Source organism: Yersinia sp. LJYL362 (assembly GCF_048323875.1).
In genome coordinates, this window is the sequence record NZ_JBLWEX010000167.1 from 1 (window position 1) to 13063 (window position 13063).

Consider the following 13063-nt stretch of genomic DNA (forward strand, 5'->3'; position numbering starts at 1 on the left):
GTAAAAGCAGAACAGGCCGCATTCGAGGTGCGGCGCAATAAAAAACAGGAACAGGAAGATAACCCCCTGTTCCTACCATGATCTATTTTACTTATCCATCAATCTGTTATCAGTGACAGGCTCACCACCAGCAGCTGATTACCATCAATGGTTTATTTACCGCTTTTCACTTTGGTCCAAGCCCGAGTGATCACGCGATCAATTTTCGGGTCCTGGACTTTTAATGTGAACATTTTGGCTCGCACATCTGCCGGTGGATAAATACCTGGATTATCACGGACTTCCGCGTTCACCAGCGGGGTCGCAGCTTTGTTGGCATTGGCGTAGAACACGTGGTTACTAATATTGGCTATCACATCAGGTCGCATCAGGTAATTCAGGAACTGATAGGCTTCATCCTGATTTTTGGCATCCGCAGGCATGGCAAACACGTCAAAGAAGGCTAATGCGCCCTCTTTTGGAATGCTATAAGCCACATTCACACCATTTTTGGCTTCTTTGGCACGATTAGAAGCTTGCATGATGTCGCCGGCCCAACCTACAGCCACACAGATGTCACCGTTTGCCAGATCATTAATGTATTGTGATGAGTGGAAATAACGGATATTGGGCCGCAGTTTCAATAACAACTCAGTGGCAGGGCCAGTGTAATCAGTAGCCTGAATACTGTTTGGATCTTTACCTAAATAATTAAGAACGGTGGCAAAAATCTCACTAGGTGCATCCAGGAAGGAAACACCGCAGCTTTTCAACTTCTCAAGATTTTCCGGTTTCAGCACCAGATCCCAGCTGTTGACCGGGGCGTCTTTCCCAAGTGCTGCTTTCACTTTCTCGACGTTATAACCAATACCGGTGGTCGCCCACAGATACGGAATCGCGTATTTGTTATCGGGATCGTGCTTGCCAACCAGCGTCAGCAATTCAGGATCAAGATTTTTGTCATTCGGTAATTTACTTTTATCTAGCGGCTTAAATACGCCCGCAGACAATTGGCGTTCGAGGAAACTGGCTGACGGCACCACCAAGTCAAACCCGGTGCTCCCCGCCATCAATTTACCTTCCAACACCTCGTTGGAGTCAAACACATCATAGACAACTTTAATGCCGGTTTCTTTTTGGAAATTAGCCAGCGTATCTGGCGCGATATAATCAGACCAGTTGTAAATGTGCAGTGTTTTTTCTTCAGCAGATGCTGAGACGGACGCGGCCATTAACAGGCCAGCAGCAACACCCGATAACCACTTTTTACGTTGGGTGAACATCCGTTAACTCCTCCAGAATAGGGGGTAAATTCGTGCGATAAATTTGCATCCAGCGGATGCAACACCTTTGTCCTGCCGAGCACGATGACCACAAACACCCGCTGCATGACTATGCACAGTGAGTGATTATTAACCTCACAAGGATAATCACTGATTTTGCGGAGGAATATTATGCCCTTTGCAGAAACAGCAGCATAACCGCAGTTCGTAATCCACGCCAGACTCTAGGGTAAAAAACGCCTTTTATCGATTTTTTATGCATAATTTATCTATGTAATACGTCACTAATGGCATAAACGGCGACAAATATCTGGCAAAGGAGGGTAAAAAGCAGAATATCTTATGGTTTAGCGGGGAATCTTATGGTTTACCGAGGAAATAAATAGTGTGCCACTGGTTATCAGTAGCACTCTGATTATTGTCGATTAATGTATAACCGGGTAAGCCGTGGCGGTTTGCGGCAATTCATCGTCATCACTGTTACCAATAAACAGTAAGTCGTTCGCGCCCGCCTCCAGAATAATCATCGAAATCTGCTCTTCGCTTTGCTGCATAAAATGGCCGAATTGCGCGAGTGTGACTCCGACCGCAACAGTCAGTGACTGGCAGACAATCAGTTTGGGCAGATTATCGTCCTGAATATCAATAAACGCTTTAACCGTCAGCGAGCTGGCATTGATTTGACTGAGATCCGCAACGAGCGGTATCAAGGCTGTCGGGCGTACTTCGGCCAGCGCTGAAAACAGGATAACGTTATCCACCAAATCAATTTTGGCATCAAACACACCCTCAAAATTTTGCATATGCGGCAAATGCAGTGCCTGGCAGGAATCGCACTCAAAAAATGAGATACCGAGTTGATCCAGCCAACGCCGTAATAAGGCTAAATCCGGGACGATGAGTGAATCCATAACTACCTACCTCACGATTCTCATAATACGAAAAGTGCCATAGCTTACGGAATATTGGCCGACAGTGCTACTTCAATCCCGACTAATTTACGGTTGTTGGAAAGACGCTGTAATGAGCTTACTTGGATTTATTCTCCTTTTCGGTTTGCGCTTTATCCAACTCTTTCTTAGATTGGGGTCTGGAGATTCTATCTGCGCTACCTAATAGCGGGCCAAAACCCTGGGCTACGCGCCAAACAATGCAGGCTGCCGCAGGGATCATCAGACCAATCCCGACAAAAATCATAATAATGGCAACTGTCGGCGTGCCCATTGATCCAGGTAATGACAAATAGTCATTTATACTGAGATAGGCGACAACTAGTAATATCATCCCCAATGCTTCTAAGATAATCACAATACGGGGCATATCTCCTAACGAGCGCATCTTTACCTCCGATAGGCTCAGTACCCTTCACACTTAATGTCAGCAGGCGGTTGGGAACCTGCTCCTGCAACACCGCGTTCTTTGGCTATATATCAGCGTTTACTTAGTGTATTGAATCCCCAAGATTTGTAACAGTACCCATAAGCAAATAGGTAGAATTAATCGGACTAACAGGTAAATCCTGCTTTTTTTTCACGGCATCAAAAGGCATAGTAGTCAGCAGTCGAATGAGTAATACGCTACAAGTCATTTAGCAGCTGAATACATCAGTAACTGTTGGCGAAGTGATTATCTCAAATTAATCAAGGAGTTTTACATGTTTGCTGTGATTTTTGGGCGTCCTGGATGTCCGTACTGTGTACGAGCCAAAGAATTGGCGGAAAAACTGGAAACTGAGCGTGAGGATTTTAAATTCCGTTACATCGATATTCACGCGGAAGGTATCACTAAAGCTGATTTGGAAAAAACGGTCGGCAAACCAGTAGAAACCGTGCCACAAATCTTTATCGATGAAAAACACATTGGCGGCTGCACAGATTTTGAAGCCTACGCTAAAGAAAACCTGAGCCTGTTCCAATAATCGGCTGATAAACAGCACTTGTTGGCTAACCGTTAAGAACAGTCGGCCAAACTTGAGTTTTATCCGAAAAAGGGTGCTAAGCACCCTTTTTTATTATCTCTCATTGGGATCAACCCAGTAAAAAATGGGCATTAAAGCCATATAACACCGCTGAACACCCGCAGATAACCTCGCATTCCAGTCGTAAACACGTCTATTCCTCTAGCTATACCAAACTTCCTGCTTACTACTGGCTGTCTCGCAACAGACCGATTAGAATAACACTCGATATCGCCTACATTTATATCCTGTCAGGCGATGTTTTTTTGAATGAAGAGATTTTTGAATTTAAAGATATGTGTCGCTCTGATTTAACATTAAAGGTGTATATACCCAAAATAATTCGAGTTGCGGGAAGACGGCAAGTGAGAGAGTCCCGATGAGCTTACATGAGTAAGTGATTCGGGTGATTGAACGTAGCCAACGCACATGCGGCTTGAAGTATGACGGGTATACATCGTGGATCATCCTGACCAAATAGAAAGTCATACTCGTGAATATAAATGTCGCAAATTTGTTAAACGGCAACTACATCTTGCTGTTATTCGTGGTTTTAGCGCTGGGGTTATGCCTGGGGAAACTGCGATTAGGGCCGATTCAATTAGGTAACGCTATTGGTGTGTTAGTGGTATCACTGTTGCTTGGGCAGCAGCATTTTACTATTAACACCGAAGCGCTGAACCTCGGCTTTATGCTGTTTATTTTTTGTGTCGGTGTCGAAGCTGGCCCAAACTTTTTCTCTATTTTCTTTCGTGACGGCAAGAACTACCTAATGCTGGCGTTGGTCATGGTGGGCAGCGCAATGGTTCTGGCACTGGGGCTAGGTAAACTCTTTGGCTGGGATATTGGCCTGACCGCTGGGATGCTGGCCGGTTCCATGACATCCACTCCGGTCTTGGTGGGCGCTGGCGATACTCTACGCCATACCATTGCAAATAATCCGGCGTTGCAGCATGCCCAGGATAACCTGAGCCTGGGTTACGCCCTGACCTATCTTATCGGGCTGGTTAGCCTGATTTTAGGGGCGCGGTACTTACCCAAACTTCAGCATCAAGACTTGCCGACCAGTGCGCAACAAATTGCTCGTGAGCGCGGCCTCGATACCGACAGCCAGCGCAAAGTCTATCTGCCCGTTATCCGTGCCTATCGCGTTGGCCCGGAATTGGTGGCTTGGGCTGATGGCAAAAATTTGCGTGAATTAGGAATTTATCGCCAAACTGGCTGCTATATCGAACGTATTCGTCGTAATGGTATTTTGGCGAACCCAGATGGTGATGCGGTACTGCAAGTCGGTGACGAGATCTCATTGGTCGGTTATCCGGATGCTCATTCCCGTCTTGACCCCAGTTTCCGTAACGGCAAAGAAGTGTTCGACCGCGATTTGCTGGATATGCGCATTGTTACCGAAGAGATTGTGGTCAAAAACAGCAATGCCGTCGGTAAGCGCCTGAGCCATTTAAAACTGACCGACCACGGTTGCTTCCTAAACCGCGTGATCCGCAGCCAGATAGAAATGCCGATTGATGACAATGTGGTACTGAATAAAGGCGATGTATTGCAAGTCAGCGGTGATGCACGACGCGTTAAAAGTGTGGCAGAGAAGATTGGTTTTATCTCTATTCACAGTCAGGTCACTGACCTGCTGGCGTTCTGTGCCTTCTTTATTTTAGGGTTGATGATCGGCCTGATCACCTTCCAATTCAGTAACTTTAGTTTTGGTATTGGTAATGCCGCTGGCCTGCTAATGGCTGGGATCATGCTGGGATTTTTACGTGCCAACCACCCGACTTTCGGCTATATCCCGCAAGGGGCGCTAAATATGGTGAAAGAGTTCGGCTTGATGGTCTTTATGGCAGGGGTCGGCTTGAGCGCAGGTGGCGGTATTAATAGCAGCCTGGGAGCGGTCGGGGGGCAAATGTTGATTTCCGGCTTAATCGTCAGCTTGGTGCCTGTGGTTATCTGCTTTATCTTTGGCGCTTATGTATTGCGCATGAACCGTGCTCTGCTTTTCGGCGCAATCATGGGAGCGCGCACCTGTGCACCCGCCATGGATATCATCAGTGATACTGCTCGCAGTAACATCCCAGCGCTTGGTTACGCAGGGACTTATGCCATTGCAAACGTATTACTGACCTTGGCTGGCTCGCTAATCGTCATTATCTGGCCAGGAATCTTAGGCTAATGTGTAAAAAGGGGGACTCAAAGCAAAGCTAAACATTTTTTAAGCTTTTTTCATTTGCCCAGAACTTTCTTACTGGACTGGGGTCTGAATTAATGCCACTGCTTTTCTTTGATGTCCCCATATTGAGGAGCCCGATAGTCCCGCCTTCTTAGGTTCAAGACTAGTCGGGTTTTTTCTTGCCTGAAATTCAAGCCTTTACCTATCAACATCTTACAACCATCTTGCACTGCCATTGGCGATAGAATGGCGGCAACAGTATTAATGCCTCTGTTCATTGACAGGCATCACGCACTTGATTGCATAACTAATAATTAAAAACTCAACTAAAATCAAAATGTTATAACCATGAAGTACATCATGTTTACCCCCTCAATAAAGCGATAAGGTCTAGTTTCAACTCTTTCGAGAGACCGCCGTAGATTGGCATATGTAAATTGAAAGGTACTGTGATGATAAAATTTGCATCCGAATTCTCAGAGATCCCCGAAGCTCTACGCAATAATCCACCACTTAAAGAGAGAGTACTTCTTCTTATTAACCAAAAACCAATTGTGGGAAAGGTAACTGAAGGTGGTAATCGTCTTGAGGCGTTTAGAAAAGTTTTAGCGAGCTTCGTCAATGGAGAGATTGATTTTAATAAGGCGTTAACTGAAGTAGAAACTGCAATTCCTCGATATACTTCAATTCATTCTGGAGATAACCGCGTTTTTGCATCTGGCTGGCCTGAGCGCCTCCTTAGAACTCAGTTGAGCCGCTTCTATAATCAGGCTGTTATGGAAGAAGAATTGGGCAAAGGGAATACAGAGTGTTTTGTTCCCCCTTCCAGCGCCGAGAAAACAAGCTCAGCATGTTCCCAATTTTTGGCAGGTAAAGTTCATGATATAAGCCACTTGCACCAATTGCTTATATCATCATATGAAAATGGTGATTTCAGTAATAAAGGGCCTAAAATCCCTGACCACCCACACTGCACACATGTAGTCAAACCACTCGCCTAGCCTCATCCCAAATTTCAGTCACCAACAGATTAAAATCGCATATAAAGCCAGAGATTGTCTGGCTTTCTTCAATTCCTCAAAGTTTTACTTTTGTTTATCAAACCCACGTAATTAATACAATCCCCTTTAAATACAATGCACTAACATTTCCTCATGATCCACTCCGAGATCCAAAAACTGAAAACTCCTGAAATTCTTTTCAATCTTTTCAGTTGGCAAAACGCTGCAAAGCCCCAGCCACGGCGCAGGCTGGCGGGTTGTTTTGTAGGAATTTAAAACTGAAAAAACTTTATAACGCAAAGTGTGCAGGCAGGTGCGGTGTAGTGCCGTTTCCGTCATGATTACGTTTTTTACTGTGGGCTGCTGATGAGCGAATACTGGTGTAACGGAAAGTACGAAAGACTCCCCCCTTAAGGCTTTCTTAAGACAAAATTATTACAGTAGGAACATTATTACTTCTGCTCCAGGCCATTTCGTGAAGATCAACAAACCTGCCTCTCAATCTGACGCCATTACATCGACCTTAAATAAAACCTCAACAGCACTGACAATTAGGACAAACTCCCTTTACTCGTTGTCGTTATCCTTTTATTTTTGGCAGGTTTTTGCATTGGTGATCAGTGGATTACTGTTTCTTTGGTTATCCCGCAATGAGCAGTTGGATTGGCTTATCAGTGATTATTGGTTTGATCCGGTCTCACAACATTTTCCATGGGAAAATAATTACTGGCTGGATTTACTGAATCATCGCTTATTGAAAATTGCCCTGATCAGCGCAGCCGTCGTCACATTGTTATGGGGTATTTATCGCCGCAATAAGCGCGTTGTGACCGCTATGTTGTTGTTTGGTATCGGCCCGTTGGTGATAGGTGTTCTAAAAGCGACCAGTGCGCACTCCTGCCCTTGGGATCTGGTCGAGTATGGCGGTAAATCCCTCAGCTATGTGCTCATGGGTACTGCCCCGGTTGGTGCTGGCCCAGGCCACTGTTTCCCTGGCGGCCATGCCTCCAGTGGGTTTGCCGTCATGGCGTTGTTTTTCTTGTTTTATCCCGAGCGGCCACGCTGGGCTTTACTGTGTTGGTTTGCGGGTATGAGTCTTGGCATGTTGATGGGTTTTGGACAAATCATGCGTGGGGCACATTTTCTTACCCATAACCTGTGGGCGGGTTGGTGGGTTTGGCTCAGTCAATTGGCTGCGTATTGGATGATCAGCGGTTTTTACAACCGCGATAAGGGTAGAGAATGATTGAACAAATGAATTACTTTTTCTTTTCCATGATAAATGCCACTCCAGCATCATCACCATGGATGATTTCTTTTGCGACTTTCATCGCTCGCGATTTGATTATGATTATCCCCGTATTATTAGTGGGGATGTGGTTGTGGGGGCCACAAAGTAGCATGGATTCACAGCGTGCTTTAGTCACCAAAGCCGCTATCGCACTTGCTTTCTCGATGCTTTCAGCCGCCTGTATCGGGATGCTTATCCCCCACGATCGGCCTTTTGTTGTCGGCTTTGGTTATAATTTTATGAATCACGCACCCGATAGTTCTTTCCCCAGTGATCACGGCACGGCTATTTTCACTTTTGCTCTCGCCTTTGTTTTCTGGCACAAACTGTGGTCCGCTATCAGCCTGATGACCATCGCCATCGCGATTGCATGGTCACGAATTTACCTGGGTGTGCATTGGCCATTAGATATGGTGGGTGGATTTTTGCTAGGAATTGTCGGTTGTCTGTTTGCACAATTGGTGTGGAACTTGTTCGGCGATGCCATTTCAAATGGGTTGAAGCGCCTTTATCAGATTGGCTTTGCCTTACCTATTAGTAGAGGATGGGTCAGAAACTAGCGCCCCCCACGTGATTAATCTCACATTGCCGGCAGATTAAAATGCCGGCCTCCCCCGCAGAAAAATCTTTTCATCATTTAAAAATGATAAAAATCAATTATTTATATTAGTTCGCTGTATTCTAAACGGTCATTTAATCACCTTAAATGTAATTAAAATAACAAAATAAAATCTAAAACAGCTAAATATGTGAGAATTAGCTTTGTTTTTTCCTTTGAATGTTATTATTATAACAATAGAGCTAACTTACAGATGAACAAAAGGATAAAAATCATGACGATCAATTACGCTAATTATATTGACCATACCCTACTGGCAATGGATGCCACCGAAGAGCAAATTATTAAGCTGTGCGAAGAAGCCAAACAGCATCATTTTTATGCGGTATGTGTTAACTCTGGGTATGTACCCGTTGCTGCACAGCAGTTAGCAGGCACCTCGGTTAAAGTGTGTTCAGTCATCGGTTTCCCGCTGGGTGCTGGCTTGACCGAAGCAAAAGCCTTTGAAGCCCAGGCAGCTATCAACGCTGGCGCACAAGAGATTGATATGGTTATCAATGTTGGCTGGTTGAAAAGTGGCAAAATCGCAGAAGTTAAAGCGGACATCAAGGCCGTGCGCGATAATTGCGCCTCCACGCCGTTGAAGGTAATATTAGAAACCTGCCTACTTAGCGATATACAGATTGTACAAGTTTGTGAAATGTGCCGTGAGCTTGACGTCGCTTTTGTTAAAACCTCAACAGGTTTCAGCACTGGCGGCGCGAAAGAAGAGCATGTCAAATTGATGCGTGCCACAGTAGGCCAGAAAATGGGTGTTAAAGCCTCTGGTGCGGTTCGTGACCAAGCGACAGCAGAAACAATGATTAATGCCGGGGCAACACGTATTGGCACCAGTTCTGGGGTTGTTATCGTTTCAGGCCAGCAAGCCTCGGCGTCTAGTTACTAACTTATTAAATATCCAATAGATTTCAAGCTGCACAATGGCGAGTAACCCGCGCCAGTAACTTGAAAGATGATGGGTATAAGCCCGGTTATTACCGGGCTTGAGGTTAATGACAAAGTGCTCGTATCGGTGAAAACAGGTAGATCGTAAAGACGCCGTATTTCTTTTTTAGAAACACGCATCCTTGTAGGCTCGAGCCGCGCCCTCCTTGGCGCGGACGCTTTACTCTTCTACCTCTCCTCACCTTGCAAGATCGAGTCTTTGGGGTTTATCAGCAGTCTGAAGCCCGGTGATTGCCGGGCTTACTTATTCCATGTACTGTTTGCACTCTTTGTTTTGCGCTTTTTATTTTACTCTTTTCATTTTACGGTACATGGTTGTTAAAAATAACTCGTCAGGGATAGCTTATGGAAACTCGCCGTGCAGAACGTATCAATAAACTTACTCAGGCCCTTAAGCGCTCCGACAAAATCCATCTAAAAGACGCAGCCAATCTATTGCGTGTTTCTGAAATGACCATTCGGCGAGATCTGAGTGCTGAGCCAACTTCCGTCATTTTACTTGGCGGTTATGTGGTGATGGACCCCAAAAGTAACAATGCCAATAACTATTTTGTATCCGACCAACAAGCCAAGCAGGTGGAAGAAAAGCGCCTAATTGGTCAGTTAGCGGCGCGTCTTATTGCGGAAAATGACACCGTTTTTTTTGACTGTGGCACCACAATTCCTTCAATAATCGATGAGATAGATGAAGAACTGTCATTTACTGCTATCTGCTACTCCCTCAACACCTTCCTGTCCCTACAAGACAAACCCAATTGCAAAGTTATTTTGTGTGGGGGTGAATTCAAACCCAACAACTACATTTTCACCCCTATCAGCCAGCATAATGAGCTGGATAATGCTTGCCCAAACAAAGCGTTTATCTCTGCCGCTGGCGTCTCTATTGAGTATGGTGCCACCTGTTTCAACTTTGATGAGATCTTGTTGAAACACCGTGCTATTGCCAAATCTCAGCATAAAATCCTGGTCGCTGATCACAGTAAATTCGGCAAAATAAAGCCTGCCAGTATTGGTGCGTTAACACTTTTTGATGCTATTGTGACCAACCGTCAGCCGGATAGCGAATTCAGCCAGTTCTTTTTACAACACCATATTAAAATCTACTGTTAGCTTCTTTCTCCCCTTATATACTCTAAGTAATTCGAGTTGCAGGAAGGCGGCAAGAGAGAGACAAATCGGTCGGGAACCGATTTGAACAGCATTTATGCTAGCCCGCAGGGTGAGCCTCCAGGATGAGGCTCATTAACCCCGATGAGCTTACTCTCGTAAGTGATTCGGGTAATTGAACGTAGCCAACGCACATGCAGCTTGAAGTATGACGAGTATAACGGGCAAGATACCCTTTCTCTTTAATGTTATCCATAATGGCTGACACACTTGATTGCATAGTAGAAATCCTAGTTCAAAAAATACTCAGTGGATAATGCCTTCACCTATATCAGATAAAAAATGGATTATATTTAAGCAAAATACTCTGACGGTAAATAACCATATTTAATTTGTGGCTTAATGGTGCTTTTATCCATGCTAAATTTAAAACACGATTCCATTGTCGAATTAATATCCATTTATATTTGGGTTAAGAGTAAATTAATTTAACATTTGAGGTTGTTTTAATGGGTTCGAGTAAAAGAATAGCGTTAGTTTATTGTCTGACAAATTACAAATTGTCATTTTTTATATGACAAATAAACCGTACATCACCAATAATCACCCTCTGACTTATTCAGTCTAGCAATGTGAACTATTGTTCATTTCTTATTTCATTGTTTATCGTGCCATCATTTCCAGTCATGTCTCCTTATCCTCAATAAAAAATAAATTCGTTATATTTCAGCCAATTAAATTATATCGATTATTTTACATTAATGATATTCATCAACAAATCAGTGAAAAACTTGATTTTCACTAGATTCATGGGCGTGGTTAAAATATATTGCCCATCAAGAATGAGGAGATAAAAAAGAGTTGTTTGTTTATTGGTCAACAGTAAGGCGCGTCTTTTTATTAATCTTATTGATGAGTTTAAACATTCACATAACAAGCAGCTGTAAATACGCAACAAAACACTGGAGGCGAGTTTATTGAGCATTTGCGAGCATGATCACGGTAGTTTTCACTGCAAATCGCTATCTTGCCGCCAGCAAAAACTAGTGTTCTTCTCAGAACAACAAAAATATCCGATAAAGCGAATTTGCTCACTTAAAATCGGTTAAATTTTGCACTTTATTGTTTAGGTATAGACCCAAAATAATTCGAGTTGCAGAAAGGCGGCAAGCGAGATAATCGCGATAAGCTTACACAAGTAAGTGGTTCGGGTTATTGAGTGTAGCTAACGCATATGCAGCTTGAAGTATGACGGGTATAAATTACAACCACGACACCAAAGTAATAACCAGGGCACCAACTTTAAACAAATCGTTTTGACTGAATTTTTCGCCTGATAACGTCGCTAAATAAGGCATTACAGGCACTTAACTTTCGGCTCTTAATTTTAAATTAACGTGTTCACATTGGAGATTTTTCATGGACACTACGCAAACGGGCACTATTGCCTCCTCGGGAAAAACTTCATCAAGCACATGGCGTAAAAGTGACACCATGTGGATGTTGGGTCTGTACGGTACAGCAATCGGCGCAGGTGTATTGTTCCTGCCAATCAATGCGGGTATCGGTGGCCTGCTACCTCTTATCGTTATGGCTATTATTGCTTTCCCAATGACTTTCTATGCGCACCGCGGCCTGTGCCGTTTTGTGCTGTCAGGTAAAAATCCGGGAGAAGATATCACTGAAGTGGTTGAAGAGCATTTTGGTCAAGGCGCGGGTAAATTGATTACCCTGCTTTACTTCTTCGCTATCTACCCAATTTTGTTGGTCTACAGTGTCGCGATTACCAACACCGTTGATAGCTTTATTACTCATCAGATGCATCTGCCATCCCCACCACGTGCCATTCTGTCGCTGATCCTTATCATCGGCCTGATGACTATCGTGCGTTTTGGTGAGCATGCCATTGTGAAAGCAATGAGTATTCTGGTATTCCCATTTGTTGCAGTCCTCATGCTGCTGGCTGTTTACTTAATTCCTAACTGGTCAAGTGCTATCTTCGAACACGTTTCCATCGATGGCAATGGTACCGGTAGTGGTCTATGGATGACGCTGTGGCTGGTCATTCCGGTGATGGTGTTCTCATTCAACCACTCCCCAATCATCTCTGCCTTTGCAGTAGCAAAACGCGAAGAATATGGTGTTGATGCTGAGAAAAAATGCTCCCGCATTTTAGCTTTCGCACACATCATGATGGTTGTTACCGTGATGTTCTTCGTATTCAGCTGCGTCCTGAGCTTGTCTCCTGCTGACTTAGCAGAAGCGAAAAGCCAGAATATCTCTATTCTGTCTTACCTGGCTAACCACTTTAATACCCCAATGATTGCCTACATGGCACCGGTTATTGCCTTTATCGCTATCACCAAATCTTTCCTGGGCCACTATTTGGGCGCACGTGAAGGCTTCAATGGCATGATGATCAAATCTTTGCGCAGCAAAGGCAAAGAGATCAATCATGATAAACTGAACCGCATTACTGCACTGTTCATGCTGGTCACCACCTGGATAGTCGCAACCATGAACCCAAGCATTCTGGGCATGATTGAAACTCTGGGTGGCCCAATCATCGCGATGTTATTGTTCCTGATGCCAATGTACGCCATCCATAAAGTTCCGGCGATGCGTAAATACAGCGGTAAAGTAAGCAACGTATTCGTGGTCATCATGGGTCTTATTGCTATCTCAGCAATCTTGTTCAGCCT

The 13063-nt window shown here is 44.3% G+C and carries 12 protein-coding genes; 8 read left to right on the forward strand and 4 right to left on the reverse strand.

Annotated features, from left to right (window positions below; all coding sequences use genetic code 11):
• Window positions 1-152: 152 nt before the first annotated feature.
• The 3 genes from potF to ACNSO8_RS07985 form a co-directional block, all read right to left on the reverse strand.
• A complete protein-coding gene (gene potF / locus ACNSO8_RS07975; protein WP_004389587.1) occupies window positions 153-1262 on the reverse strand; it encodes a spermidine/putrescine ABC transporter substrate-binding protein PotF in 1110 nt (369 codons plus the stop codon).
• Window positions 1263-1687: 425 nt separating this feature from the next.
• Window positions 1688-2173: a YbjN domain-containing protein gene (locus ACNSO8_RS07980; RefSeq protein WP_418394347.1), complete on the reverse strand. Its 486-nt coding sequence runs from the start codon at window positions 2171-2173 to the stop codon at window positions 1688-1690.
• Between the two features lie 118 nt (window positions 2174-2291).
• Window positions 2292-2600, reverse strand: coding sequence for a YbjC family protein (locus ACNSO8_RS07985; protein WP_418394348.1), 309 nt, complete (start codon window positions 2598-2600; stop codon window positions 2292-2294).
• Window positions 2601-2916: 316 nt separating this feature from the next.
• Here ACNSO8_RS07985 and ACNSO8_RS07990 point away from each other — a divergent pair, with 316 nt between their 5' ends.
• The 3 genes from ACNSO8_RS07990 to ACNSO8_RS08000 all read left to right on the forward strand — a co-directional run bounded on the left by ACNSO8_RS07990 (window position 2917) and on the right by ACNSO8_RS08000 (window position 6399).
• Entirely contained in the window at window positions 2917-3180 is a 264-nt protein-coding gene (locus ACNSO8_RS07990) for a GrxA family glutaredoxin (protein WP_418394349.1), read from the forward strand.
• Window positions 3181-3712: 532 nt separating this feature from the next.
• Entirely contained in the window at window positions 3713-5401 is a 1689-nt protein-coding gene (locus ACNSO8_RS07995) for an aspartate:alanine antiporter (RefSeq protein WP_418394350.1), read from the forward strand.
• A 449-nt stretch (window positions 5402-5850) separates the two neighbouring features.
• The gene (locus ACNSO8_RS08000; RefSeq protein WP_418394351.1) at window positions 5851-6399 is read left to right on the forward strand and encodes a hypothetical protein; all 549 of its coding nucleotides are present in this window, start codon (window positions 5851-5853) and stop codon (window positions 6397-6399) included.
• A gap of 126 nt (window positions 6400-6525) precedes the next feature.
• On the opposite strand, the gene ACNSO8_RS08005 is transcribed toward ACNSO8_RS08000, so the two are convergent.
• Window positions 6526-6738 (reverse strand): hypothetical protein, encoded by a 213-nt coding sequence (locus tag ACNSO8_RS08005; protein ID WP_418394352.1) that lies wholly within the window; start codon window positions 6736-6738, stop codon window positions 6526-6528.
• Between the two features lie 235 nt (window positions 6739-6973).
• On the opposite strand from ACNSO8_RS08005, the gene ACNSO8_RS08010 reads away from it, so the two are divergent.
• From ACNSO8_RS08010 to ACNSO8_RS08030, 5 genes are all read left to right on the forward strand, one after another.
• Window positions 6974-7645 carry a phosphatase PAP2 family protein gene (locus tag ACNSO8_RS08010; RefSeq protein WP_418394356.1) on the forward strand — a complete coding sequence of 224 codons (672 nt, stop codon included), beginning with the start codon at window positions 6974-6976 and terminating at the stop codon, window positions 7643-7645.
• A complete protein-coding gene (gene ybjG, locus ACNSO8_RS08015) occupies window positions 7645-8250 on the forward strand; it encodes an undecaprenyl-diphosphate phosphatase (RefSeq protein WP_418394357.1) in 606 nt (201 codons plus the stop codon). Before ACNSO8_RS08010 ends, ybjG begins: the two co-directional genes overlap by 1 nt.
• 273 nt (window positions 8251-8523) lie before the next feature.
• Window positions 8524-9195 carry a deoxyribose-phosphate aldolase gene (deoC, locus tag ACNSO8_RS08020; protein ID WP_418394353.1) on the forward strand — a complete coding sequence of 224 codons (672 nt, stop codon included), beginning with the start codon at window positions 8524-8526 and terminating at the stop codon, window positions 9193-9195.
• A gap of 404 nt (window positions 9196-9599) precedes the next feature.
• Window positions 9600-10364, forward strand: coding sequence for a DNA-binding transcriptional repressor DeoR (gene deoR / locus ACNSO8_RS08025; RefSeq protein WP_418394354.1), 765 nt, complete (start codon window positions 9600-9602; stop codon window positions 10362-10364).
• Window positions 10365-11780: 1416 nt separating this feature from the next.
• The coding region (locus ACNSO8_RS08030) for an HAAAP family serine/threonine permease (RefSeq protein WP_418394355.1) at window positions 11781-13063 on the forward strand (1283 nt) is incomplete at its 3' end.